Source organism: Uliginosibacterium sp. TH139, from assembly GCF_002855595.1.
Lineage (GTDB): Bacteria > Pseudomonadota > Gammaproteobacteria > Burkholderiales > Rhodocyclaceae > Uliginosibacterium > Uliginosibacterium aquaticum.
Window position 1 is genome coordinate 480,614 of record NZ_PKRR01000004.1, and the last position, 23,596, is coordinate 504,209.

The following is a 23,596-nucleotide window of genomic DNA, read 5'->3' on the forward strand; positions in this document are numbered from 1 at the left end:
TTACTCTGTTTCAGCTGCGTCGCGCTGGAACTTGCAGGTGTTTTCCACGCAGTCTGCGATGAGTTTGGGGCCGCCGTAGATGAAGCCGGTATAGACCTGGACCAGGGCCGCGCCAGCCTGCAGTTTTTCGAGGGCATGAGCGCCTTCTGTGATGCCGCCGACACCAATGATCGGTAGTTCGCCAGCCAGTTTGGCCGCCAGTGAGCGGACCACTTCGGTGCTGCGCTCGCGCAGCGGTGCGCCGGACAGCCCACCCGCTTCGTTGCTATGGGCGAGCCCTTGTACGGCCTCACGAGCCAGTGTGGTGTTGGTGGCGATTACGCCGTCGATACGGTGACGGCGCAGCGCGTCGGCGATGTTGGTGAGCTGGGCTTCATCTACGTCAGGTGCGATTTTCAGGGCGATCGGCACGTAGCGGCCGTGGCTCTGGGCCAGCTCGGTCTGGCGCTGCTTCAATCGAGCAAGCAGGCTGTCGAGCTCGGATTCGCCCTGCAGCTGGCGCAAATTCTGGGTATTGGGCGAGGAGATGTTGGCCGCGATGTAGCTGGCGTGGCCATAGACCTTGTCGAGGCAGGCGAGGTAGTCGTCCGCGGCGTGTTCGATCGGAGTGTCGAAATTCTTGCCGATGGAAATGCCCAGCACTCCCTTGAAACGGGCAGCCTTCACGTGGGCGATGAGGTTGTCCACGCCTTCATTGTTGAAGCCCATGCGGTTGATGATGGCGCGCTGCTCGGGAATGCGGAACATGCGTGGCTTGGGGTTGCCGGGTTGGGCGCGCGGGGTGACGGTGCCGATTTCAATATGCCCGAAGCCAAAGGAGGACAGCGCGTCGATGGCATCGCCATTCTTGTCCAGTCCGGCCGCCAGCCCGACTCGGTTCGGGAAACGGATCCCCATCACTTCGATCGACTCGGCTTGGGCCAGGCTGGCGCTGGGCATCCAGCCGCCGAAGTTGCGCATCCCCCACAGCGAGAAATCGTGGGCGCATTCCGGATCGAGCGAGAAGAGAAAGGGGCGGGCAAGGGCGTAGAGCATCGGTTCAATCCTGACGGCGGTCGCCGGTGGCGGCGTGAAGCGCGCAATATACCGGTTCGAGATGGGTGGTGGTTTGGGTGCCGTGAACTTCGCTGGCAATCCTGGCTTCGATTTCATCGAGCAGGGTGTGAGCAGTCTCCACTGACCAGTCGCCCGGCACGAGGATGTCGACATGCGCGAAACGGCGTGTGCCGGCCCGCCGCGTAAGGAGATGGCGGTAGTGCACATTGCGCGCGGTGTAGCAGCGCAGGATCTGGCGGATCTGCTCAATTTCGGCTTCATCCATGGCGTGATCCATCAGACCGCTGACTGAAGCCTGCATCAGGCGGGCGCCCTCGGAGAGGATGTGCAGGGCGACCAGAACGGCGATCACCGCATCGAGCCACAGCCAGCCGGTAAGCATGACTCCGATGAGGCCGGCGACCACGCCGACCGAGGTCCATACGTCGGTCATCAGGTGCGCCGAATCTGCTTCCAGGGCGATCGAGTGGAGGCGTTTACCGGCGCGCTTGAGGGTGTGTGCCGTGAAGAAATTGATGGCGGTGCTGGCGGCGGAGAACCACAGGCCGATGCCCAGCGATTCGAGTGGCTGCGGTGCGAAGAGGCGCGGGATGGCCGCCCACAGGATGGCGGCAGCGGCGATGAAGATCAGGCCGCCTTCGAAACCGCTCGAAAAATACTCGGCTTTGCTGTGGCCCCAGGGATGACCTGCGTCTGGCGGTTCGGCAGCCACTTTCAGCATCACCAGCGCGAACACGGCTCCGGCCAGATTCACGAAGGATTCCATCGCATCCGAGAGCAGGCTCACCGAGCCGGATAGCCACCAGGCGAGAAATTTCAGGACGATGGTGGCCAGGGCTGCGGCTACCGACAGGTAGATATAGCGGAAGGCGTCGGGCGCAGGCTTGTCGGCGGCTGGAGCAGACATGGAGGAGGGAGTCAGGCCCGGTAGTGGTTGCGCTCGCGCTCGGTCTTGAGGATGTAGCGCTGGATCAGGTTGGCCTCGGCAGCGCGCAGATGCACGAGCTGGCAGCCCGCTCGCAGCACTTCGCTGCCGCCCCGGGTGCTCATGCGAAATACGTTGCGTACCTGCAGGCTGACGGTGAGAGGTGGGCTGTCCGGCAGTTCGAGGCGGCAGTTCTCGAAGATCGTGCCGACCTGCAGATCCTCTCCGCCGGGGGGGGCGACGATGGCTAGGCCACCGCCTGAAATGTCGAGTATGCGGGCGTGGATCTTGCGGCCATCGCGCAGCGGAATCTGGCAGGCCAGTGAATCGAGCGAGGGGGCGCTGAGGCGGTAGTATTCGCGGCGCTGCAGACGCAGGAGGATGTCTGGCAGTGGTGTGCGCAGGGCTGGGAAGCCTTCGTGGGTGCAGCGCTCCAGACGCTCCAGGGGGAACTGGATCTTGACCTTGTCGAGTTGAGTGGCGCAGAGCAGACGGCCTGCGGCCAGGGCTCCGGCAATCGCAGCTTCGTCACGGCCGAGATCGAGGATTAGATTGCGATTGTCCGTTGCGACATCAATGACGCCGGTAGTCAGAAAATCCCCCGCGTGGCCATACCAGGCGGTAACGATAGCGCGGCGAGCGCCGAGCTGGCGCAGCACATAGGCGATTTCGCGCGCGTCGCGCAGGATGTACTGAGCGTGCGCGTCAGGTTGCTGGATTTCGAGGCGGGTGTCTGGCGCGGATGCGGAACCGGGAGTGGGCATGCGGTGGATTCCGGGAATGAAGGGCCGGAATCAGGTCTCGTCCGGCGTGGGGGAGACTATATCATCGGGCAGTGGTGGCGGGGCTTCCGGGGCTTGTCCCTGTTCAAGGCGGTAGAGCCAGGCGAGCAGTTCGGCGACCGCTACATAGAGCTTGGGCGGGATGCGCTCGTCCAGATCTACCTGCATCAGGAGCGCTACGAGCTCGCGCGATTCATGCACATAGACACCGGCTTCGCGGGCGCGATCGATGATCTGCTGGGCGATCAGGCCATTGCCTTTGGCGATTACGCGCGGGGCAGCCTCACCTTCCTGATAGGCGAGGGCGACGGCCGTGGCGCGCGGAGCGATATCAGGCGCTGACATGTTCGCTCACTGTGATGTGGCGCGGATCCAGTCCGGCGGCTTCGAGTGCGGCCTGCAGTGCCGGTTGTGCTGCGCGCATTTTTTCGGCGGTATCGGCGCGATCGGTATCGATCAGCAGGCTCAGGCCTTGTGGGCCTAGCAGCAGGCGTGCCTGGATGCCGCCGAGGGCAGGCAGATCGACGCGCAGATTGCTGCGCCAGACCTGGCCTTGGTCGGCCTCGCCGCGCTGGGGCGATTCGCTTTCCGGATCGACTAGCGACCATTGGAGCTGCATGCCGGGCCAGGCCTGGCCTTGCCAGCTGAGCTGGTTGCTGGCAAGGGCTTCGAGTTGCTGCAGCATCACGGGTGTAAGCGGATCGGCGGAGCGTGCCGGAGCCGTGTTGTCTGTCGCACTGGCGGCAGTCGTGCCGGTAGCCACACGCAGAGCCGAGGTTTCACGCTCACGTTCGGTGTCAGGCGTTGTCTGGGAGTTCAGCGCCTGGGCGAGACCGGCCGGTGCCTGTGGATTGGTGGAGGTCTGAGCGGGGCTACTTACGCTGCTGGCGGGGGAGGCTGTAGGTGCGGCGGCGGTACTGCTGGCTGTGCGTGGCAACAGACCACGGGTGGTCGTTTCGCCCCCTTCGCTTTCGGGCATGCCTGCGGCCTGGGGCTCGGCGAGCAGGCTGGCGAGCGGTCGCTTACCTTCCACCCATTGACGCAGATGGGCTTCGTAGAAAACGCCGCTTTGACTCACCGCCTGCTGCAGGACGGGGGCCAGGGTGGCCGCACGGGGCGTCTGGGTGGCCGGTAGCAGGGGCTCGCCCCGGTTGAGGGCTTGCGGGCGGGCTTCGCCATGGCGGCCGGTGATCAGCTGAGAAATGAGCTGGCCGGTTTTGCTTAATGCGGTGCGCGGCAATTCGTCGCCATCGGCGGGCGGCGTTTCGGTCGCCGGTGCCAGACGGGCATGAACCGTGCTGCCACGCTGACCGGTGACGAGCAACTCCAGCGAGTCGCCACTCTTGGCAGACTCGGGCAGCGCAAGGGTGATGGTCTTGCCCGCCACGACGGCGCGGAAGCTGCCATCGGGCAAGGGGCTTTCGATCAGCGCAGTAATTCGCTGGCCTGGCTGCAGACGCGGCAGATCGGGCGCGATTTCATGCGCTACCGAGATGGGTTGGACACTCGCTTCAAGCAGGACGCGCAGTCTGGACGCCAGGTCTCCGGGAATCATGGGCTACTGCGCTCCTGCCGCTGGGATGGCCCTGATTCTAGCCCGACCGCAGACCGTAGGCGTTATTGATCGCCCGTTGCCGGCTGTTGCCAGCCAACAGGGCACGCACATGTTCCAGCCAGGGATCGGTGTGGCTGCGGATCTCGCGATCTTCGGCGAGGATCTGCTGAATGAGGGCCACTTTGCGTGCCCTGCCGCCTTCATCGAGGGAGGCAGGGCTTGCTGCCGGCATCTCGTAGCGGACGAGGCGATCGCGCAGCTCGGCGGCTTCGCGTTCGAGCAGGCAGAACTGGTCCCAGTCATTGGCGCGGGCAGCCACCAGCATTTCGCTGGAGAGATGATGCATGGCTTCGTAGAGGGGGAGGGTCGGATCCATCATGCCTCCTGTGATTCTGCCTGGCTGGCATTAGCAATCTGCGACCAGGCGTCGCGCAGATCGCGCAGCAGGCCAGCTACTTCCACCAGCGGCGCATCCGTGCTGAAGGCGTTGGCGTGCAGGAGACGTGAGCACATGTAGTCGTAGAGAGCGCCGAGCCGTTCGGCTAGTTCGCCGCCACCTTGCGCGTCCAGACTGGCCTTGAGCCCCATGGTGATGATTTCGATGGCCTTGGTGATGTTCTTCACGCGCGCTTCAATATCGCCACGCTCCATGGCGATGGCAGCAGAGTTGATGGCCAGCAGGGCGCCATCGAAGAGCATGAGGATCAGCTGATGCGGGTCCGCGTTGGTGACATGGGATTCCACACCAACTTTGGCGTAGGCAGCGGCAGCCGAGGGACGTGCAAACATTATGGATGGGCTCCTGCTCGGTTAATTGTTGGTGTACTTGGTCAGCAGGCTTGAGAGCTGCGTGGTGAGATAGTTGCCGGTTGAGTTCCAGCTGGCGACAGAGGTATCCAGCGCCGTGAATTGTTTGCGGTAGCGCGCTTCGATCACGGTCATGCGGGCTTCCAGGGTTTCAATCTGCTTGTCGATGCCAAGCTGGGTCTTCTTGATCCCATCGGTACGGCTGGTCAGCAGGCCGTCGGTACCAAGGAACTCCTTGACCCGATCAGCGATCTGGTCGGCAAAGCCACTGACCGTGCCTTCGGCAAACAGGCTGCCAATGTCCTTGGTCGGGTCGGCCAGCACGTTTTTGAATTTGGTGCTGTCGAGCGTGAGGGTGCCGCTGGTCTCGATCTTGATGCCAATGTCGGAGAGACGGGTCAGCGAACCGCTCGACAGGGAGCCGCTGACAATGCTGCGCAGCTGGCTCTGGATACCACGTACTGCGGCATCGCCGTTGAGGGCTGCAGCCGTCTTGGTGTCGTTGTTCCAGGCTGTCTGGGTCTTGATTGTGTTGACGACGTTGTTATAGGCCGTGATGAAGTCCTCGACCTTTTTCTGGATCGCCGTTCCATCCTGCGTGATGTTGAGCGTGGTTGGCGTGCCGATATTCTTTTTGTTCAGGGTCAGCGTCACGCCGTCCAGCGCGTCACTGATCACGTTGCTGGATCGGGTGACCTGCACACCGTCGAGCGTGAATACGGCGTTGGTGGCTGCCTTCGAAGTGCTTTGATCGACCAGGCTATCCGAGCTGGCAATGTCATTCGGATCGAAACCGAGCCCCAGGCCACTCACAGTGAAGCCGTTGTCGGTGCCGGACTGCGAGGCGGTGAGGATCAGCCGGGTGCCATTACCGTCACTGAGCAGGCTGGCGCTCACGCCCGCGCCAGATGCATTGATGGCGTCCCTGACTTTGGCGAGGGTGTTGTTGCCTTTGGCTGCGCTGATGTCGATGTTGGTGACCTTGCCAGCTACGTCAAAGCTGAGCGTTCCATCGGCAAAGGTATAGCTGCTGCTTTGTGCCGTCGTGACGACTTTCTGTGATGACGCAAGCGAGCTGACTTCCAGCTGATAGCTGCCGGCCGAGGCGGAAGAGCCGGCGCTGACCGTTCCGATCGTGCTGTCGGCAATACTTGCCTGGTAAGCCGAGAATTTTGCCGCCGAACTGATCGCTTCTGCCGCCGTCTGCAGGCTGGAGAGCGAACTCTTGAGCGTGCCGAAGGCGGAGAGCTTGGTGTCAAAACTCTTGTCCTTGGTCTGCAGCTTGGTGATCGGCTGCTGTTCGATGGACATCAGTTTGGTCACCAGGGATTCGATATCGATCCCAGACCCGAGTCCTGCAGAAGTAATTGTGCCTGCCATGATTGCTTACCCTGTTATTTCAAGCGTTTGCCGCAAGCGGCTCAGACTTTCTGCTTGAGGAGCAGGCCGGATAATTTGTCCAGGGCGTGTGCGATGTTTAGCAACTCTTCGCTGGGCAGCTGGCGGATAACTTCGCTCGTGTCTGCATCCACAACCTTGACGACACTCCGACCGGTTTGCTCGTCAATGGAGAATTGCAGGTTTCGTGCCACGGAGGGCAGGGCGCGCTGCATTTCCTGCATAGCCTCGTTGACCGCCTCTCGGCTCGGGGGCGGCGCACTGGTGCCTTGCTCGGTCTTGTCTTCGCCGACGACGTTAAGGGTTTCATCAAGCGGGACATCCTTGCCTGCTGAGGGACGGATGTCGCGTGCATGTGAAACTGCGTCGGGCGAGGAAACGGGCGTAATGGGTTGCATCGTCATGATTCAGCCTCCTGTGACTACCGGGGGGCGCGACAAGGGGTGAGGGCGTACAGGCAGACCGGCGGCGGGCGGGATTGCCCGGGAATATTGCTGGCTGCATGCGTCATCTGTGACTCCATCCTGTTGTCTGCGTCCCACTCAGGCTGTGGTCGGGCGGGGGCCCCGGCACAGCTTCTGGCGACGTTCGGAGGGCGGTACTGGCATGCCTTCCGGGGCGTCCGTAGGGGGGATAACGACTACTTTTTCACAGTCCACAGGGTTAGCTGGGCTGCAAGGCTGGATGAAGCTGACGGGCGGACTGGGTGGACAAAAAAGAGGAGGCTTCCGCCTCCTCGAAATCACAGCAACTGACCGGTTGTAAGAAGCGCTTAGCCCTGGAGGAGTTGGAGCACTTGTTGTGGGAGTGCGTTGGCCTGCGCCAGCATGGCTGTGCCGGCTTGCTGGAGGATCTGGGTGCGCGAGAGATTGGCAGTTTCCTGCGCAAAGTCCGCATCGACGATCCGGCCGCGGGCGGCAGACTGGTTTTCCACCGCGATCTGCAGTGAGGAAATCACGGCCTGGGCGCGGTTCAGCGCAGCGCCAAAACCTGCGCGGGTGGTGGTGATGGTGTTGATCGCCGAATCCAGGTTGGTGATGGCGGCGAGCGCATTGGAGCCGGTGCTGCCGGCCACGTTGATCACCGAGGAGTCGATGGCCAGTGCGCTGGCACGCAGATCAGCGGTGGAGACGCTGATCTGGTCATACTGGGTGGTGCCGGCACCGACCTGGAAGGTGAAGGTGGAAACGGCCGAGTTCAGCAGCGGTACGTTGTTGAATTTGGTGGCTTGCGAGAGGCGCTGTACCTCGCTGCCCAGGGCGGCGAATTCCACCTGCAGGTTGGCGCGGTCGCCCGAGTTCAGCGTGCCGTTGGCAGCTTGGATGGCCAGCTCGCGCATGCGCTGGATGTTGTCGGCTATCTGCCCGGAGCCGCCGTCGGCGACTTGCATCAGGGAGATCGCATCGTTGGCATTGCGCACCGCCACCGTGAAGCCGCGCACCTGGGCCTGGATTCGCTCGGCGACCGCCAGGCCGGCTGCGTCGTCCTTGGCCGAGTTGATGCGCAGGCCCGAGGAGAGGCGCTGCAGCGAGGTGGACAGGGAGGCCTGTGAGCCGCTGAGATTGCGCTGGGCATTCAGCGAAGGAACGTTGGTGTTGATGGTCATTGCCATGATGGTTCTCCAGTTTGCTGTGAATTACTGAACGTCTGCATCAGCCCTGCAGAAGCTGCAGGACTTGTTGGGGAAGCGCATTGGCCTGCGAAAGCATGGCCGTGCCAGCTTGCTGCAGGATCTGGTTGCGCGAAAGCTGGGCGGTTTCGGCGGCGAAGTCGGCATCGACGATGCGTCCGCGTGCCGCGGCTTGGTTCTCGACCGAGATCTGCAGCGAGGAAATCACGGCAGTAGCGCGGTTGAGTGCTGCACCGAAGCCGGCGCGGGTGGTCGTGATGGTGTTGATCGCCGAGTCCAGATTGGTAATCGCGGCGAGTGCATTGGAAGCCGTGCTGCCATTGATGGAAATCGAAGCGGAATCCACCAGGATGGCGCCCGAGGCACGCAGATCCACGGTGGAGACGCTGATCTGGTCATTGGCTGTGGTGCCTGCGCCGACCTGGAAGGTAAAGGTGGAGGAGGCAGAGTTCAGCAGCGGGATATTGTTGAACTTGGTGGCCTCGGAGAGGCGCGTGATTTCCTTGCCCAGGGCTGAGAATTCGACCTGAAGGTTGTCGCGGTCCCCTGAGTTCAGTGTGCCGTTGGCAGCCTGCACGGCGAGTTCGCGCATGCGCTGAATGTTGTCGGCAATCTGTCCGGCGCCGCCGTCGGCCACCTGCATCAGCGAGATGGCGTCATTGGAGTTGCGGATGGCGACGTTGAACCCGCGCACCTGGGCCTGGATGCGCTCGGCGACTGCCAGGCCGGCTGCGTCATCCTTGGCGCTGTTGATTCGCAGCCCCGAGGACAGACGCTGGAGTGAGGTGGTCAGTGCTGTCTGGTTGCTGGAAAGATTGCGCTGCGCGTTCAGCGAGGCCACGTTGGTGTTGATCGTCATTGCCATGCCCGGACTCCTGGATTTCGTGCCGGACCGATCTGGTTCGGCGGTGGTTCAAACGTCTTGTTCCGTGGAGAGGAACAGGAACACGCTTGCCAACGCCTATGCAAAGCCGATGCCAGTTTTATGAAATCCCCGTGGGGCAATGGTTTTGGGCTGTTTGTCAGTTCTCCTTGAGAGGTGCTTGCGGTAGTCAAAGCGGAATGACGGGCGAAAAAAATGCCGGTGGATTCTCATCCACCGGCATTTTCTGCCGTTACGGCAAGGGGGTTTTTACTGGAGCAGGCTGAGCACTTGCTGCGGCAGCGCATTGGCCTGGGCCAGCATCGCGGTACCGGCCTGTTGCAGAATCTGCGAGCGCGAGAGATTGGCGGTTTCCGAAGCGAAGTCGGCATCAACGATGCGGCCGCGGGCTGCCGACTGGTTCTCGACTGCGATCTGGAGAGAGGAGATCACTGCCGTGGCCCGGTTCAGTGCGGCACCAAAGCCTGCACGAGTGGTCGTGATGGTATTGATGCCGCAGTCGAGGTTAGTAATAGCGGCGAGCGCATTGGAGGCTGTGCTGCCGTCAATTGTGATCGAGCCGGAATCAAGGGCGATCGTAGAGGCCTGCAGATCGACTGTAGAGACGGTGATCTGGTCGTTGCTGGTGGTGCCAGCACCGACCTGGAAGGTGAAGGTCTGAGCGCCAGTCGAGTTGATCAGTTCAATGTTGTTGAACTTGGTGGCGTTCGAGAGACGGGAAATTTCCTTGCCAAGGGCTGAAAACTCCACCTGCAGGTTGGCTCGGTCACCAGAGTTCAGCGTACCGTTGGCGGCTTGCACGGCCAGCTCGCGCATACGCTGAATATTGTTGGAAATCTGCTCGGCACCGCCGTCGGCCACCTGCATCAGGGAGACCGCATCGTTGGCGTTGCGGGTGGCAACGTTGAAGCCGCGCACCTGTGCCTGAATACGCTCAGCGATGGCCATGCCTGCTGCATCGTCCTTGGCGCTGTTGATGCGCAGACCGGAGGACAGGCGTTGCAGCGAGGTAGACAATGAACTCTGCGTGCCTGTGAGGTTACGTTGGGCGTTCAGCGAAGCCACGTTGGTGTTGATCGTCAGTGCCATTTTGCTACTCCTTGTATATGCGTTTCTCACTTCAGTCTGGCGGCTGTATGGCCTGAGGGGCTGAGCCCCGATTCCTGACTGCTGGCTTTGGTCCTGTGTAGTCCCGTGCCATGAGCCAAATAACGACCGGAATACCCTTCTCTTCAGGGTTATGTAGGCCTTCAGGCAGATATATTTTTGTGGTGTGAAAAACCGTGGCCTGAAAACCCTTTAGTGGCGCGGGTTTGCGGGGAGGGTGCCGTGTTGGAGAAAGCGCCCTTCGGATTAAAGTTTTCAGGTATGCGGGCCGATAACCCGGATAAGCCCGTGATTCGTCCGGCCTCCGGAGTTCAGCTTTTTTTTGTAAACAGGTGTGTCAGCACCTGTCTCGCTGGAGCAAACGGAATGGACGATAGCAGTCAAGGGGCACTGGATCAGGAGTGGACGCCTTTACAGGAGGCCTACATCCAGAAGCTGATGGCCACCTATCAGGCCAATCTGCTCTTCTTCCATGAGCGCTTTCCGGATGTTTTCGAAAACATCATGGGCGCTGAGCTGCCAGCCCCCTTTGAGGTGGATGCTGACGGTGGGCTGACCATCTATTCAGCCGGCTACAAGGGGGATCCGAAGGATTACGTGGATCTCTCCCGGATCCTGATGGATGTTTTCAACAATCCCAAGATTCGCCCGCGCATCACGGTGAACCACGGTTACATCAATAATCTTCACGATGTAGCGCCGCACCAGGATTACTCCTTCTTCCACTCCTACATTGAGGTTGAGTACCGCACGAAGCTCGTGCAGAAATTTCTCGACCTCACCTCAGAAGAGGGACGGCGGTTGCCGCTGGCTGATTTTGGTGACAAGAAACTGCCAATCGCGATCGTGTTTGGAAGCGGATTCGGCTGGCATCTGGATAGGCTTGTAGATGATTACGATCTGCGCCATCTGCTGATAGTTGATACCGACATCGCGCGTCTGAATCTATCGCTGTATTTCGTCGACTACATCTCACTGGCCCAGCGCTTCTCCCGCAAAGGGTTTTACTTTTCGGTTGCTTATGACGAATCGCCTGAAAAGCTCTCTGACCATCTGCGTGTGCACTTCTACAACCTCTGGCCGCCATACTGCATTCAGGGCGCTGGGATGTTTTTCAATGATTACGACTCGGAGAAAGTTCGCGAGCTCTGGGACAAGCTGAAGACCGACCTCTGGACCTTTTATCGTGGTTGGGGTTTTCTGGATGACGAGATCCTGGGTCTTAAGCATGCTCTGGATAATTGCCTCGCACGTTATCCAGCCTATACCCGAGCGCCCGAGCGCCCGATCCCGGAAGACGCGATGGCGTTCATCATCGGCGCCGGGCCCTCGCTCGATCACCTGCTGCCGCTTTTGCGCGAGTATCGTGACCGGGCCGTGGTGTTCAGTTGTGGTACGGCGATCTCAGCATTGGCGCGGGCTGGCATCCGACCGGACTTTCACGTCGAGATCGAGCGCACGGCACTGACTAACCGATTCCTCGCGGCCACGTTGAATGAATCCTGGAAAGGCGAGGTGCCTATTCTGGGTCTTTCCATTTTGCCGCCTGAGGTGTTTGAACTCACCCAGCATCCTTTGATGTTCTTCAAGGAAATGGATGTGGGGGCCATGGTGGGTAATTTCTTTGGTGAAGCTCCGGTTTTCCGCAGCGGCCCTACCTGTACCAATGGTGGGCTGGCACTGGCTTTGCGCCTGGGCTTTCGCAATATCTACCTGATGGGGGTGGATCTGGGTTTTCGCAGCGAAGCGCACCACCACTCCAAGGCTTCGGTGTACTTCGAAGGCCAGAGCACTGTATCGCCTGATCTCAAGAAGATTGTCGACATCACTCACAAGCGCCACCGTGAAGCCAATGCCCGCGAAGTGGAAGGCAACTTTGGCGGCAAGGTGTTTTCGACCGACACCTTTACTCATTCACGCGATTCGATGGTCATATCCTTGCGCGAGAACCCCGGCGCGAAGGTGTACAACCTCAATGACGGAGCCTTGATCCGAGGTGCTGAGCCTTTGCATGCCGAGGATTTTACGAGTGCTGCGACGCCGGCCACCCGCATGGAGGCCATCGAGGCCATGCTCGGGGCTTTTACCACGAGCTATGACCAAGACCCATTGCACAGTTTGGCGATGATGCAAGAGCAACTCGTGGCAGTGCGCGAAGATGTGGCCCGCATCCTCGCGCCTGAGGTGCACGAGAAGATGGACATCGTCGAGCGTATGTTCGATCTGCACCACTACTTCTTTGCAGACAAGCACCGCAGCACTCAGATCTTCCCGCTCATGCGCGGCTCCATGCTGCATATGGGGCGTTTCCTCTACGACTGCATGGCCTTGTGCGCCACCGATGAGCTGGCGGTGGAGTACGCCACCGAAGCCTTCGGGGTGATCCAGAACTTTCTTGCTGCAGCCTCCGACGGGCTACAGGACCTCGCCGACGCCGCGCGGGCCAGACAGGCATCCGACCAGGGAGAACAACAATGATCGACGGCAAGTCCATCCTCATCACCGGCGGTACCGGCTCCTTCGGCCGCCAGTTCGTACGCAACATCCTCGCCCATCACAATCCGCGCCGGGTGGTGGTGTACTCGCGCGACGAACTCAAGCAATACGAGATGCAGCAGGAGTTCCGCGACCCGCGCATGCGCTTCTTCCTGGGTGATGTACGCGATGCTGAGCGCACCCGCCAGGCCTGCCGCGAGATCGACGTGGTGATTCACGCCGCCGCCATCAAGCAGGTGCCGGCCGCCGAATACAACCCGATGGAGTGCATCAAGACCAACATCCATGGCGCCCAGAACGTGATCGACGCCTGCCTCGACAACGAAGTCGAGCGCGTGATCGCCCTCTCCACTGACAAGGCTGCCAGCCCGATCAACCTGTATGGCGCCACCAAGCTCGCGTCCGACAAGCTTTTCGTGTCCGCCAACAACATCGTTGGTCGCCGCCGAACCCGCTTTGCCGTGGTGCGCTACGGCAACGTGGTCGGCTCGCGCGGCTCGGTCGTGCCCTTCTTTCAGAAACTGATCAGCGAAGGCGCGACGGAGATACCGATCACCGACCCCCGCATGACGCGCTTCTGGATCACCCTGGAGCAGGGGGTCGAGTTCGTGATCCGCAGTCTGGCGCGCATGCACGGTGGCGAACTCTTCGTGCCGAAGATCCCGTCCTCGCGCATCACGGATCTGGCCCGCGCCATGGCGCCGGATCTGCCCCAGAAGATCGTCGGCATCCGTCCTGGCGAAAAGCTGCACGAAGTCATGGTGCCGGCCGACAACGCCTTCCAGACCGTTGAATTCTCGCAGCACTACGTGATCCGGCCCTCGATCAGCTTCGTGACCGAGCCTAACTACTTCCTCGATGCAACAGGGGAGAGGGGCCGCCAGGTGGAAGACGGCTTCGAATACAACTCCGGCACCAATGAGCACTTCCTTACGGACGATGAAATCCGCGCCCTGATAGCCGAGAAGAAGTAGCGGGTTGTGGTTCAGGAAAAACAACAAGGCCGGCGAAATGCCGGTCTTGTTGTTTCAGGTATTGGCGGGGGATGCTTGGGGTGAAACGCCTCAGGCTTTGCATGCGACCGGGATGCAGCACAGCGTAATCCGGGGCGGGTCTCCACGAGAACCCTGGCCGACGATCCGGTTGGTGTAGGGCTGACTTCAATCAGCAAACCATGCGTGTCGCGCGACTGAAGTTCCGCCTACATTGACCTTTACCCGTGCCTACAGCCCCTCAATCACTTCTACTCTTACCGGCGTGCAGGCGGCCACGTCGGCCAGCACACGCTTGCCGATCACCGCATCGAGATGCTTGGGCGGCAGGCCAAAGCCGGGGCGCACGCTGCGCACATCGTCCGGGCCGATCACATCGCCCGCTTTAAGAGCGCGCACGAAGTAGAGCGAGCGGCGGAATTTGACGTTGCCTTGCTCGCTGGATTTGCGGCCGTAATCCACCCGGCCCAGCGCGCGCCAGGCGGTGGCGGAATCGCGGCACAGGGCGACGAGGCCATCGGGCTCCAGCGAGAAGCTGTCGTCCGGGCCGCCGCCGGAGCGATCCAGCGTGAAGTGTTTTTCAAGGATGGCGGCGCCGAGTGCGACGCTGGCTATTGCGGTGGTGTTGTCCAGGGTGTGGTCCGAGAGACCGACCACGCAGCCGAAGCGCGCGCGCATGTCGGCAATCGTGGCGAGGTTGTAGTCCTCGGCCGGGGCCGGGTAGCCGCTCACGCAGTGGAGCAGTGCGAGCTCGCGGCAGCCGCCGCTGCGTGCGGCGTCCACTGCCTCGGCGATTTCTTCGGCATCGGCCATGCCGGTGGAGATGATCATGGGCTTGCCGGTGGCGGCGGCGTAGCGGATCAGGGGCAGGTCGATGGCCTCGAAGGAAGCGATCTTGTAGGCCGGCGCGCCGAGGTCTTCGAGCAGGTCGATTGCGGTGCGGTCGAAGGGCGAGCTGAAAATCGTGACGCCGCGCTTTTTTGCATGGGCGAAGAGCGGGGCGTGCCATTCCCAGGGCATGTGAGCCTGCTGGTAGAGCTGGTAGAGGGTCTGGCCATCCCACAGGCCGCCGTGGATCTGGAAGTCTTCACTGGCGCAGTCGAGCGTGAGGGTGTCCGGCCGGTAGGTCTGCAGCTTGACGGCACTGGCGCCGGCCGCGACGGCTGCGTCGATGATGGCGAAGGCGGTGTCGAGACTGCCGTTGTGGTTGGCAGACATTTCGGCGATCACATAGGGCGGGTCTTCGCGCGAGATGCGCCGGCCGGCGATGTGGATGCTGTGCTCAGTCGTCATTGGCAGCCTCTGGGTTGTAGTGTTGCCACTCGTGGCGCAAGAGGCCGAAGCAGTGCACATCGAAATAGTGTGTCCCGTCGTGATACTGCTCGCGCAAAACGCCTTCGAGCTGGAAGCCGAGCTTGCGGTGAAAGGCAAGCGAGCGGGGGTTGTCGGCGATCACCTGGCCACACAGCTTGTGCAGACTCAGGGTTTCAAAGGCCCAGTCAAGGGCGGCGCGGCCCATGCGCAGGCCGCTGCCATTGGGCGCTTCGGGGGCCCGGTAGAAGCCCCAGTCCGCCATTTTCGGGTTTTGCAGCTGGCTGAAATTGACGTGGCCGAGTGGGTTGCCAGCTTCCTCATAGATCAGCAGAAAGCGTTCGCTCAGGTGCTGTTGGCTAGCGAACCACTTGGCGTGTTCGGCAGGCGTGATCTCGCTGCGGCGGAACATGGCCACGCGCACCGAGGGATGGTTGCGCCAGGCCAGCAGCAAGGGGAGGTCGCGCTCTTCAAGCGGGCGCAGCAGGCCGGTGATTTTCATGACAGCTCCTTCATGGTCCGCACTACGCGTTGCGCACCAAGGCCGTCGCAGATAGCAGCGGCGCTGGCGCTGAGGGTGGAGAGACGGGGCGGGGCGAGTTGTGCGAGGCTCGCAGCCAAGTCTTCCGGCCGCTCGGCGAACAGAGCAGCGCCGGCCTCGAGGAGTGCTTGCGTACCGGCGCGCTGGTTCTCGGCCTGGATCAGCAACACGCTGGGCACGCCCAGGCAGCAGCGCTCCCAGGCGCTGCCGCCGGCCGCGCCGATGACGAGATCGGCGCTGGCGAGGTGGCGGGCCATGTCTGCCACATTGATTTTCACTTCGGTCGCCCAGGGCATTTGCACAGCCAGCCCCCGGGTCTCCTGCTGCCAGGGGTTGGCCGCGCCGAGGATCACCGTGATACGGCAATCGGTGGGTAGCCGGCTGCCTTGCAGGGCTCGCAGTACGGCGCCGCTGAGGTTGTGTGCATCGGCGCCGCCGAAGCTGATCAGGATGTGCCGGAGCGCAGGCACTTGCCGGTGGCGCAGGCTGAGTTTGCGGGCGGTGGCGAATTCGTCGCGCAGCAGGGCGTAGTGCGGGCCGGCCAGCACGCGACAGGTGGCGGGCAGCAAGCTGGCATAGTCGCTGGTCTGGCGGCCGAGATTTTGATCCAGCAGCAGATCGGCCACATGTGCGCGGTCGGCCAGATCGTCGATGACCAGCAGATGCCGGCCGCTTCCGCGCAGCGCGCTTTCCCACTCGGCGGCAAGTGCGTAGTGATCGGCGATGAGCCAGTCTGGCCGCAGTGCGTCCAGCGCGTTGCGGCAGGCGGCGGCGTCCTGTTCCTGACTGAAGGCTTCGCTGGCCGGCAACTCGTGCGCGGTGAAACCGGCGGCGCGGATCTGGTCGAGCAAATGGCCGGGCTCGCCGCGGCACAGGAAATGGCAGTCGCTGCCCTCGGCCTGCAGGGCTTGGGCGAGGGTCAGGCAGCGCATCACGTGGCCGCTGCCGAGGGTGAGGCTGGCGTCGCAGCGAAAGGCGACGCGCCCGATCCGCCGGGGCAGGGCCGTGATACTCATAGGCCGGCCTGCATGGCCTTGAAGAGCCATTCGGCACGCAGCCAGTCTTCGGGCGTGTCGATGTCCTGTACGCGATGGCGCGGCACCGGCAGGCCCAGCGAGCGCGGCGAGAAGATTGGCGTGCCGGCCAGCCAGGCCTCGCGGCGGCCCCAGTAGAACTGGCCGGCGTCGTGCCAGGCTTCTTCGAGATCCTGCGAGCGGGTGGCGAAATGCTCGGGCTGGAACATGCTCACATGCTGCGCTTCGTCGAGGCGCACCGCGCGCTGGATCGGGAAGGGATAGCGGGTGACCGGGAAGGCATAGTCGGCATCCGAATCCTGCAGGCGTTCGAGCCCAGCGCGCAGGTCGTCCGAACTGGCGAAGGGGGCGGTGGCATAGAGACAACAGACGAGCGTGGGCGGCGTGCCGGCGGCGTCGAAATGGCGGATGGCGTGGGCGATCACGGCGGTGGTGCCGGTGTGATCGTCGGAAAGTTCGGGCGGGCGCATGAAGGGCGTGCTGGCGCCGAGGTTGCGGGCGGTAGCGGCGATCTCTTCGTCGTCGGTCGATACGATGATGTGATCGAAACAGCCGGCGCGGCGCGCGGCCACTACGGACCAGCCGATGATCGGGCGGCCGCAGAAGTCTTTCAGATTCTTGCGCGGGATGCGTTTGCTGCCGCCGCGCGCCGGAATTACGCAGAGTTTCATCGTTGGGCCTCGGTCAGCACTTCGCGCAGGGCGGCGGCTACTTCGTTCTGCTCTTCTTCGCTGAGGCCGGAGTAGAGCGGCAGGCTGATGGCCTCGCGGTAATAGGCTTCGGCTTGCGGGAACTGTCCGGGCGCGAAGCCGAGTGTGTGATACCAGGGCTGCAGGTGTACCGGGATGTAATGCAGGTTCACGCCGATGCCGGCGGCGCGCAGCGCTTCAAACACGAAACGATGCTGGGCGGCCTCCTGCAGGCGGATCACATAGAGATGGCGGGCGGATTCGCTCACTGTGGCCTGCACCGGCAGGGTGAGCGGCAGGTTTGCCAGCAACTGGTCGTAGCGCAAGGCGAGCTGTTGCCGGCGCCGTACGAATTCGTCCAGCCGGGAGAGCTGGCTCAGGCCCAACGCCGCCTGCAGCTCGGTCATACGGTAGTTAAAACCGAGCGTGATCTGCTCGTAATACCAAGGTCCGTCCGGGGGCTGACCCATCTCGCCGGCTTCGCGGGTGATGCCATGGCTGCGCAAGAGCTCCATCTGGCGGGCCAGTTGTGTATCGTTGGTGAGTGCCATGCCGCCCTCGCCGGTGGTGATGATCTTTACCGGGTGGAAGCTGAAGACGGTGATGTCGCTGTAGCGGCAGTTGCCGACCGGCTCGTTCTGGTAGCGGGCGCCGATGGCATGCGAGGCATCCTCGATGATGCGGAAGCCGAAGCGCACACTGAGCGCGTGGATGGCGGCCATCTCGCAGGGCTGACCGCACAGATGCACCGGAATCACGATTTTAGGAAGGCGGCCCAGGGCCTCGGCTTCGAGCAGCTTCGCTTCCAACCGCTGGGGGCAGAGGTTGTAACTGACCGGGTCGATGTCGACAAAATCCACGCTGGCGCCGCAGTACAGCGCACAGTTGGCGCTGGCGACGAAGGTCGTCGGGCTGGTCCACAGCGCATCACCCGGGCCGAGGCCCAGCGCCAGGCAGGCGATATGCAGCGCCGAGGTGGCGCTATTGACTGCCACCGCATGGGCAGCACCGCAGTGGTCGGCAATGGCGGCCTCGAAACGGGGGACGACTGGCCCTTGGGTCAGCCAGTCCGACCGCAGCACCTCGCTGACGGCGGCGATATCGGCCTCGGAAATGTCCTGTCTGCCATACGGAATCATGTGCGATGGTCCTCCTCTACCCGCGTCATTGTGCCCCGCGGCCAGTACTCCAGAGTATGCGATATGGCACTGGTTTACCGCCTGTTTTCGGTGCCTTGCATTTCCGGTGCGCCCCTTGTTGGCTATACTCCGGGCCTCAACCTGTTGGACTGGAGACCAGCCGTGAAAAAGATCGAAGCCGTCATCAAGCCCTTCAAACTCGACGAAGTGCGCGAAGCCCTCTCCGAAGTAGGCATCACCGGCCTGACCGTGACTGAGGTCAAGGGCTTTGGTCGCCAGAAGGGTCATACCGAGCTGTATCGCGGCGCCGAGTATGTGGTCGATTTCCTGCCCAAGATCAAGGTCGAGGTGGTGGTGGTCGACGAGATCGTTGATCAGGCCATGGAAGCCATCATCAAGGCCGCTCACACCGGCAAGATCGGCGACGGCAAGATCTTCGTGTCGAGCGTCGAGCAGGTGGTGCGCATCCGCACCGGCGAAACCAACGAGCAGGCAATCTGAAGCCGGCTTGCTCCGTTCGAGGCCCCGCAGTGCGGGGCCTTTGTTTTTCGACTGAAAGGATTTCCACATGAGCACGCCCCTTCCCCCGCGCTATGGCGCCCCGATCACGCTCGAAGAGGCGCAGCGCGTGATGGCCGCTGCGGTGGCCGAATGCCAGCGCCAGGGGGACTGGCCGATGGTCATCGCGATTGTCGATAGCGGCTCGCATCTGAAGCTCTTTCAGGCGCTGGATGGTGCCCAGCATGCGAGCCTCGCGGTGGCGCAGGCCAAGGCGGTGACGGCCAACAATTTTCGCCGCCCGACCAAGCTGCTTGAAGAGGTGGTGGCGGGGGGCGGGATCGGCCTGCGCATGCTCTCGATGGACGGCGTGTGCACCGTGGATGGCGGCCTGCCTTTGTTCCGCAACGGCGAAGTGATCGGTGCCATCGGTGTCTCCGGCATGAATGCGCTGCAGGATGCGGTGATTGCCGCGGCGGCTGTGGCCGCACTGGCCGGGTGATTCGGCAGGGGCGCGTGATAAAATCCGCGCCCTCACAGGATGGATTGGAACGCCCATGTCCGGCAGCACTTTCGGCACGCTCTTCACGGTCACTTCTTTCGGCGAATCGCACGGCGCGGCCATCGGCTGCGTGGTGGACGGCTGCCCGCCGGGACTGGCGCTTACTGAAGCCGACATCCAGCTGGAGCTGGATCGCCGCAAACCGGGCACCTCGCGCCATGTCACCCAGCGCAAGGAACCGGACGCGGTGGAGATCCTCTCCGGCGTGTTCGAGGGCAAGACCACTGGCACCCCGATCGCGCTGCTGATCCGCAATCAGGATCAGAGAAGCGGCGACTACTCCAAGATCATGAACACCTTCCGCCCGGGCCATGCGGACTACGCCTATGAGCACAAGTACGGCGTGCGCGACTACCGTGGCGGCGGCCGTTCCTCAGCGCGCGAAACTGCGGTGCGCGTGGCAGCAGGCGCGATTGCAAAGAAGTGGCTTCGCGAAAAACACGGCATCGTGATCCGTGGCTTCATGAGCCAACTGGGTGAGATTGAGATTCCGTTCCAGAGCTGGGATGAAGTTGGCAACAACGCCTTCTTCGCGCCGAATGCCGGGATCGTGCCGCAGCTCGAAAGCTATATGGACCAGATCCGCTCCGAGCGCGATTCCATTGGCGCCAGGATCGACGTGGTTGCCACCGGTGTGCCGCCGGGCTGGGGCGAGCCGGTGTTTGATCGCCTGGACGCCGACATCGCCTACGCCATGATGAGCATCAACGCCGTCAAGGGCGTGGAAATCGGCGATGGCTTCGGTGTGGTGGCCCAGCGTGGCACCGAGCATTGCGACGAGCTCACGCCTGAGGGTTTCCTGTCGAACCATGCCGGCGGTGTGCTGGGCGGGATTTCGTCCGGGCAGGACATTCACGTGTCCATCGCCATCAAGCCGACTTCCTCGCTGCCGCAGGAGCGCCGCTCGATCGACCGAGACGGCAATCCGGTGATGATGATGACTACTGGTCGCCACGACCCCTGCGTGGGCATCCGTGCCACGCCGATCGCCGAGGCCATGCTGGCTCTGGTGCTGATCGATCACGCCTTGCGCCAGCGCGCGCAGAACGCCGATATCACGCCGCCGCTGCCGACGATTGCCGGCCTGGCGCCGGGCGCGGTGCAGGCCGTGCCGTCGCCGCGTGACTGAGGCGGGCTTGCAGGGCGGGGCTGGGCGCGTGCCCTTTGCGCGCCTCTCCGCCTACTACTTCTTCTACTACGCTTTCATCGGCGTATTCATGCCTTACTTTGCGCTCTATCTGCAAGGGCGCGGCTTTCCTTCGGCGCAGATCGGTTTCCTGCTCTCGATCATGCAGTGGATGCGCCTGGCTGCCCCCAATTTGTGGGGCTGGCTGGCCGATCGTGCCGGCCGGCGCATGCCGGTGATGCGTATCGCGGCTTTGTGCTCCTTCTGCGGTTTTCTTGGCATCTGGCTCGGTGAAGGCCTGTGGAGCATTGCCCTGGCGCTGGCCGTGATGGGTTTTTTCTGGACCGCCCAGAGCCCGCTCGCCGAGGCCACCACTTTTGCGCACCTGGCGGGCCGCCATGGCTATGGCAGAGTGCGTGCCTGGGGCTCCTTTGGTTTTGTGGTGGCTGTACTGGGCATGGGCTGGTGGCTGGAGCGAGCCAGCATCGATTGGGTGATCCATGCCGGAATCGTGATGCTGGCGGCCATCGTGCTGACCTCGCTGACGGTGCCGGAGGCTCCACCGGCAGACAAGCGCGCGAGTGGTGGCAGCCTTCTGAGCATTTTGCGCCGGCGCGAGGTGCTGGCGCTGCTGGTGTCCTGCATGTTGATGACGGCTGCGCACGGTGCGCTCAACGTGTTCTACTCGATCCATCTGGTCGAGGCGGGTTACGGTAAGAGCGTGGTGGGCCTGCTGTGGACCCTCGGGGTGCTGGCCGAGATTCTGGTCTTCATGTGGGCGCCGCGCCTGATGGGGCGATTCCGCCTGCGCAGCATGTTGCTTCTGGCGCTGCTGGTGGCGGTGGGGCGCTTTGCGCTGATCGGCTGGGGCGTGGAATGGATCGGTTTGCTGCTGGGTTTGCAGCTTCTGCATGGCATCACCTTCGGCCTTAACCATATCTGCGCGATCTCGGCAGTCAGCAAATGGTTCGCCGGGGCACATCAGGCCCAGGGGCAGGCGCTGTATGGCAGCATTTCCTTTGGCGCCGGCGGCATCATCGGCAGTCTGGTGAGCGGGGCCTTGTGGGATGGTGTGGGCGGTGGCTGGACCTTCACCGCCAGCTCGGTGTTTGCGCTGCTGGGGTTTGTGGTTTTGTGGCTGGGCTGGCCGGCCCGCCTTGGTGAGGGAGAGAAACGGGATGCGTGACAAGATAGCTCCTTGGGCCAGCGCCGCCGTGCTGCTGGCCGCGGTGGTTGGCTGCCAGACGGTGCAGACCACCAATCCCGGCGTGGTGGGCGTGACGCGCGAGCAGCGCGTGTCCTCGCTGATCGATCGGGGCCAGTTCAATCAGCAGTCTGCCTTGCAGTACAAGCAGGTACTGGGTGGCGAGCAGAAGAAGGGCGCGCTCAACAAGGATCCGGAGCAGGTGCAGCGCATCCGTACGATTGCTGACCGGCTGATTCCACAGGCCGAGGTCTTCCGCCCTGAAGCCGCCAAGTGGAAGTGGGAAGTGAATGTGATCACGTCCAAGGAGCTCAATGCCTGGTGCATGCCCGGTGGCAAGATCGCCTTCTATACCGGCCTGATCGAAGGCCTGAAAGCCAGTGACGACGAACTGGCCCAGGTGATGGGCCACGAGATCGCCCATGCCCTGCGCGAGCATGCGCTGGAGCGGGCTTCAAGCGCGGCCACGGCGGGGCTGGGAATGTCCATCATCGGCATTGCGCTGGGCGCTTCCTCTGGGACGATGGACCTGGCCAGTGTGGTCTATAACGTCACCTTCGAGTTGCCGAACTCGCGCGAGCATGAAACCGAGGCGGATCGCGTCGGCATCGAACTGGCCGCGCGCGCGGGCTACGATCCGCGCGCGGCGGTCACGCTGTGGCAGAAAATGGGCAAGGCCAGCGAGGGCGCGCCGCCCAAGTGGTTATCCACGCACCCGGCTTCCGCGGATCGCCAGGCTGATCTCAAGGTGTATGGCGACAAGGTCATGCCGCTGTACGAACAGGCCCGCCGGGGAAACCGATAAATATCGAGGGTGCGCCCAGGCTGTTCGATCAGGTCGGCTAGCCTGTGCGCTTCAGCTCACCGCCACGGCCCCTTGTGCAGGGGCCGTTTTCACGTCTGCCGGCCGGATTTCGTGGTGCTGCCCCTTTAGGCGGCTCACCGGCTTTCAAGGCCGCTCCCAAAGTTGCCGATAAGCCTCCAGGGGGCTGGCGCCTGGACATCCGTCCTGCGCGCAAACCCGCCAACACGAGGGGAGCTTTCCGCAGCCATGGAAACGATCCAGGGGCCGGGCGATGCGCGCATCGAGATCAAGCCGGCTGTGCTGCTGCTGGTTGATGACGAGGAGAACATCCTCTCCGCCTTGCGTCGCCTCTTGCGTCGGGACAACTACGTCATCCTGACGGCCTCGAGCGGGGAGCAGGGGCTCGAGATCCTGGCCCACGAAAAGGTCGACCTGATCGTGTCGGATCAGCGCATGCCGGGCATGCTGGGCACGGTCTTCCTGCATAAGGCTCAGGCCTCCAGTCCCGATAGCGTCCGCATCATTCTCTCCGGTTACACCGATCTCGATAGCGTGACTGCCGCCATCAACGAGGGTGCGGTCTACAAATTCCTGACCAAACCCTGGGACGACGAAATCCTGCGCCTCTCAATCAGGGAGGCCCTGCATCACAAGTGGGTACAGGATGAGAATCGAATGCTCCAGGGCATGCTGGTTACAGTGAATGAGGAGCTTGCAGTGGCCAATCGCAAACTCGCCGAACAGGCTGAATTTGCCGAAGCTTCGCTTGCGGCCACCCAGGAGTTGCTGCATGCCTTGCCGATGCCACTACTTGGCGTGGGGGCGGACGGCCTGCTGATGTTTGCCAATCACGCCGGACTGGTCCTGTTCAGCGAGGCGCTGCAGTTATGTCGCCCGGCGGCGACCCAGTTGCCCGCCGAACTGGCGGTGCTGATCGCCGATCCGGCACAGAAATCTTGCCGGTTCGCACTCGCCGGGCAGGTCTATCAAGCCCAGATCCAGAGCATGCCCCATGCCGAGCGCGGGCTCATCATTGCCATTACCCCGGTGCGTTGA

Annotated in this window: 25 protein-coding genes; 8 read left to right on the top strand and 17 right to left on the bottom strand. The window is 62.6% G+C overall.

Translation table 11 applies throughout. The annotated features are described in order from the left end of the window. From C0V76_RS12055 to C0V76_RS12110, 12 genes are all read right to left on the bottom strand, one after another. Positions 1-1,035 (bottom strand): quinone-dependent dihydroorotate dehydrogenase, encoded by a 1,035-nt coding sequence (locus tag C0V76_RS12055; protein ID WP_101942643.1) that lies wholly within the window; start codon positions 1,033-1,035, stop codon positions 1-3. A gap of 4 nt (positions 1,036-1,039) precedes the next feature. Continuing rightward, positions 1,040-1,963, bottom strand: a complete 924-nt coding sequence (locus tag C0V76_RS12060; RefSeq protein ID WP_101942644.1) for a cation diffusion facilitator family transporter — start codon at positions 1,961-1,963, stop codon at positions 1,040-1,042. Between the two features lie 11 nt (positions 1,964-1,974). Beyond that, positions 1,975-2,745 carry a flagellar brake protein gene (locus C0V76_RS12065; RefSeq protein ID WP_101942645.1) on the bottom strand — a complete coding sequence of 257 codons (771 nt, stop codon included), beginning with the start codon at positions 2,743-2,745 and terminating at the stop codon, positions 1,975-1,977. Positions 2,746-2,775: 30 nt separating this feature from the next. After that, a complete protein-coding gene (locus tag C0V76_RS12070; protein WP_101942646.1) occupies positions 2,776-3,108 on the bottom strand; it encodes an EscU/YscU/HrcU family type III secretion system export apparatus switch protein in 333 nt (110 codons plus the stop codon). Further along, a complete protein-coding gene (locus C0V76_RS12075; RefSeq protein ID WP_101942647.1) occupies positions 3,095-4,318 on the bottom strand; it encodes a flagellar hook-length control protein FliK in 1,224 nt (407 codons plus the stop codon). The genes C0V76_RS12070 and C0V76_RS12075 overlap by 14 nt, the downstream gene beginning before the upstream one ends. Positions 4,319-4,355: 37 nt before the next feature. Then, positions 4,356-4,694: a flagellar protein FliT gene (locus C0V76_RS12080; protein ID WP_101942648.1), complete on the bottom strand. Its 339-nt coding sequence runs from the start codon at positions 4,692-4,694 to the stop codon at positions 4,356-4,358. After that, the gene (fliS, locus tag C0V76_RS12085) at positions 4,694-5,107 is read right to left on the bottom strand and encodes a flagellar export chaperone FliS (protein WP_101942649.1); all 414 of its coding nucleotides are present in this window, start codon (positions 5,105-5,107) and stop codon (positions 4,694-4,696) included. The genes C0V76_RS12080 and fliS overlap by 1 nt, the downstream gene beginning before the upstream one ends. A gap of 21 nt (positions 5,108-5,128) precedes the next feature. Next, entirely contained in the window at positions 5,129-6,505 is a 1,377-nt protein-coding gene (gene fliD / locus C0V76_RS12090) for a flagellar filament capping protein FliD (protein WP_101942650.1), read from the bottom strand. A gap of 41 nt (positions 6,506-6,546) precedes the next feature. Beyond that, entirely contained in the window at positions 6,547-6,927 is a 381-nt protein-coding gene (locus C0V76_RS12095; protein ID WP_101942651.1) for a flagellar protein FlaG, read from the bottom strand. 368 nt (positions 6,928-7,295) lie between these two features. Next, positions 7,296-8,135 carry a flagellin gene (locus tag C0V76_RS12100; protein WP_101942652.1) on the bottom strand — a complete coding sequence of 280 codons (840 nt, stop codon included), beginning with the start codon at positions 8,133-8,135 and terminating at the stop codon, positions 7,296-7,298. A 40-nt stretch (positions 8,136-8,175) separates the two neighbouring features. Next, the gene (locus C0V76_RS12105; protein ID WP_101942653.1) at positions 8,176-9,018 is read right to left on the bottom strand and encodes a flagellin; all 843 of its coding nucleotides are present in this window, start codon (positions 9,016-9,018) and stop codon (positions 8,176-8,178) included. Positions 9,019-9,285: 267 nt separating this feature from the next. Beyond that, positions 9,286-10,125, bottom strand: a complete 840-nt coding sequence (locus C0V76_RS12110; protein WP_101942654.1) for a flagellin — start codon at positions 10,123-10,125, stop codon at positions 9,286-9,288. 384 nt (positions 10,126-10,509) lie between these two features. Here C0V76_RS12110 and C0V76_RS12115 point away from each other — a divergent pair, with 384 nt between their 5' ends. Further along, positions 10,510-12,621, top strand: a complete 2,112-nt coding sequence (locus tag C0V76_RS12115; RefSeq protein WP_158239233.1) for a 6-hydroxymethylpterin diphosphokinase MptE-like protein — start codon at positions 10,510-10,512, stop codon at positions 12,619-12,621. Continuing rightward, positions 12,618-13,613, top strand: a complete 996-nt coding sequence (gene pseB, locus C0V76_RS12120) for a UDP-N-acetylglucosamine 4,6-dehydratase (inverting) (protein WP_101942656.1) — start codon at positions 12,618-12,620, stop codon at positions 13,611-13,613. The genes C0V76_RS12115 and pseB overlap by 4 nt, the downstream gene beginning before the upstream one ends. Before the next feature lie 249 nt (positions 13,614-13,862). Here the strand turns inward: pseB and pseI are convergent, their stop codons facing one another. The 5 genes from pseI to pseC are packed head-to-tail and all read right to left on the bottom strand — an operon-like array spanning position 13,863 to position 18,345. Continuing rightward, complete coding sequence (gene pseI / locus C0V76_RS12125) at positions 13,863-14,924, bottom strand: pseudaminic acid synthase (protein ID WP_101942657.1); 1,062 nt, start codon at positions 14,922-14,924, stop codon at positions 13,863-13,865. Beyond that, entirely contained in the window at positions 14,914-15,444 is a 531-nt protein-coding gene (pseH, locus tag C0V76_RS12130) for a UDP-4-amino-4,6-dideoxy-N-acetyl-beta-L-altrosamine N-acetyltransferase (RefSeq protein ID WP_101942658.1), read from the bottom strand. The genes pseI and pseH overlap by 11 nt, the downstream gene beginning before the upstream one ends. Then, entirely contained in the window at positions 15,441-16,499 is a 1,059-nt protein-coding gene (gene pseG / locus C0V76_RS12135) for a UDP-2,4-diacetamido-2,4,6-trideoxy-beta-L-altropyranose hydrolase (RefSeq protein ID WP_101942659.1), read from the bottom strand. The genes pseH and pseG overlap by 4 nt, the downstream gene beginning before the upstream one ends. After that, entirely contained in the window at positions 16,496-17,188 is a 693-nt protein-coding gene (gene pseF, locus C0V76_RS12140; RefSeq protein ID WP_101942660.1) for a pseudaminic acid cytidylyltransferase, read from the bottom strand. Before pseF ends, pseG begins: the two co-directional genes overlap by 4 nt. After that, the gene (gene pseC, locus C0V76_RS12145) at positions 17,185-18,345 is read right to left on the bottom strand and encodes a UDP-4-amino-4,6-dideoxy-N-acetyl-beta-L-altrosamine transaminase (RefSeq protein ID WP_101942661.1); all 1,161 of its coding nucleotides are present in this window, start codon (positions 18,343-18,345) and stop codon (positions 17,185-17,187) included. Before pseC ends, pseF begins: the two co-directional genes overlap by 4 nt. Before the next feature lie 162 nt (positions 18,346-18,507). Between pseC and C0V76_RS12150 the strand changes: the two genes are divergently transcribed. From C0V76_RS12150 to C0V76_RS12175, 6 genes are all read left to right on the top strand, one after another. Then, on the top strand, positions 18,508-18,846 hold the full coding sequence (locus tag C0V76_RS12150) for a P-II family nitrogen regulator (protein ID WP_101942798.1): 339 nt from the start codon (positions 18,508-18,510) through the stop codon (positions 18,844-18,846). Positions 18,847-18,913: 67 nt separating this feature from the next. After that, complete coding sequence (locus C0V76_RS12155; protein ID WP_101942662.1) at positions 18,914-19,345, top strand: heme-binding protein; 432 nt, start codon at positions 18,914-18,916, stop codon at positions 19,343-19,345. A gap of 55 nt (positions 19,346-19,400) precedes the next feature. Beyond that, on the top strand, positions 19,401-20,534 hold the full coding sequence (aroC, locus tag C0V76_RS12160) for a chorismate synthase (RefSeq protein ID WP_101942663.1): 1,134 nt from the start codon (positions 19,401-19,403) through the stop codon (positions 20,532-20,534). After that, the gene (locus tag C0V76_RS12165; RefSeq protein ID WP_254048231.1) at positions 20,527-21,717 is read left to right on the top strand and encodes an MFS transporter; all 1,191 of its coding nucleotides are present in this window, start codon (positions 20,527-20,529) and stop codon (positions 21,715-21,717) included. The genes aroC and C0V76_RS12165 overlap by 8 nt, the downstream gene beginning before the upstream one ends. Beyond that, on the top strand, positions 21,710-22,540 hold the full coding sequence (locus C0V76_RS12170; protein ID WP_101942664.1) for a M48 family metallopeptidase: 831 nt from the start codon (positions 21,710-21,712) through the stop codon (positions 22,538-22,540). Before C0V76_RS12165 ends, C0V76_RS12170 begins: the two co-directional genes overlap by 8 nt. Positions 22,541-22,786: 246 nt before the next feature. Next, positions 22,787-23,596 carry a response regulator gene (locus C0V76_RS12175; protein ID WP_101942665.1) on the top strand — a complete coding sequence of 270 codons (810 nt, stop codon included), beginning with the start codon at positions 22,787-22,789 and terminating at the stop codon, positions 23,594-23,596.

Excerpts from the sequence above, each read along its gene's own strand:
- C0V76_RS12055 (WP_101942643.1), bottom strand. The coding sequence starts at position 1,035 with ATGCTCTACGCCCTTGCCCGCCCCTTTCTCTTCTCGCTCGATCCGGAA.
- C0V76_RS12060 (WP_101942644.1), bottom strand. The coding sequence starts at position 1,963 with ATGTCTGCTCCAGCCGCCGACAAGCCTGCGCCCGACGCCTTCCGCTAT.
- C0V76_RS12065 (WP_101942645.1), bottom strand. The coding sequence starts at position 2,745 with ATGCCCACTCCCGGTTCCGCATCCGCGCCAGACACCCGCCTCGAAATC.
- C0V76_RS12070 (WP_101942646.1), bottom strand. The coding sequence starts at position 3,108 with ATGTCAGCGCCTGATATCGCTCCGCGCGCCACGGCCGTCGCCCTCGCC.
- C0V76_RS12075 (WP_101942647.1), bottom strand. The coding sequence starts at position 4,318 with ATGATTCCCGGAGACCTGGCGTCCAGACTGCGCGTCCTGCTTGAAGCG.
- C0V76_RS12080 (WP_101942648.1), bottom strand. The coding sequence starts at position 4,694 with ATGGATCCGACCCTCCCCCTCTACGAAGCCATGCATCATCTCTCCAGC.
- fliS (WP_101942649.1), bottom strand. The coding sequence starts at position 5,107 with ATGTTTGCACGTCCCTCGGCTGCCGCTGCCTACGCCAAAGTTGGTGTG.
- fliD (WP_101942650.1), bottom strand. The coding sequence starts at position 6,505 with ATGGCAGGCACAATTACTTCTGCAGGACTCGGGTCTGGGATCGATATC.
- C0V76_RS12095 (WP_101942651.1), bottom strand. The coding sequence starts at position 6,927 with ATGACGATGCAACCCATTACGCCCGTTTCCTCGCCCGACGCAGTTTCA.
- C0V76_RS12100 (WP_101942652.1), bottom strand. The coding sequence starts at position 8,135 with ATGGCAATGACCATCAACACCAACGTTCCTTCGCTGAATGCCCAGCGC.
- C0V76_RS12105 (WP_101942653.1), bottom strand. The coding sequence starts at position 9,018 with ATGGCAATGACGATCAACACCAACGTGGCCTCGCTGAACGCGCAGCGC.
- C0V76_RS12110 (WP_101942654.1), bottom strand. The coding sequence starts at position 10,125 with ATGGCACTGACGATCAACACCAACGTGGCTTCGCTGAACGCCCAACGT.
- C0V76_RS12115 (WP_158239233.1), top strand. The coding sequence starts at position 10,510 with ATGGACGATAGCAGTCAAGGGGCACTGGATCAGGAGTGGACGCCTTTA.
- pseB (WP_101942656.1), top strand. The coding sequence starts at position 12,618 with ATGATCGACGGCAAGTCCATCCTCATCACCGGCGGTACCGGCTCCTTC.
- pseI (WP_101942657.1), bottom strand. The coding sequence starts at position 14,924 with ATGACGACTGAGCACAGCATCCACATCGCCGGCCGGCGCATCTCGCGC.
- pseH (WP_101942658.1), bottom strand. The coding sequence starts at position 15,444 with ATGAAAATCACCGGCCTGCTGCGCCCGCTTGAAGAGCGCGACCTCCCC.
- pseG (WP_101942659.1), bottom strand. The coding sequence starts at position 16,499 with ATGAGTATCACGGCCCTGCCCCGGCGGATCGGGCGCGTCGCCTTTCGC.
- pseF (WP_101942660.1), bottom strand. The coding sequence starts at position 17,188 with ATGAAACTCTGCGTAATTCCGGCGCGCGGCGGCAGCAAACGCATCCCG.
- pseC (WP_101942661.1), bottom strand. The coding sequence starts at position 18,345 with ATGATTCCGTATGGCAGACAGGACATTTCCGAGGCCGATATCGCCGCC.
- C0V76_RS12155 (WP_101942662.1), top strand. The coding sequence starts at position 18,914 with ATGAGCACGCCCCTTCCCCCGCGCTATGGCGCCCCGATCACGCTCGAA.
- aroC (WP_101942663.1), top strand. The coding sequence starts at position 19,401 with ATGTCCGGCAGCACTTTCGGCACGCTCTTCACGGTCACTTCTTTCGGC.
- C0V76_RS12170 (WP_101942664.1), top strand. The coding sequence starts at position 21,710 with ATGCGTGACAAGATAGCTCCTTGGGCCAGCGCCGCCGTGCTGCTGGCC.
- C0V76_RS12175 (WP_101942665.1), top strand. The coding sequence starts at position 22,787 with ATGGAAACGATCCAGGGGCCGGGCGATGCGCGCATCGAGATCAAGCCG.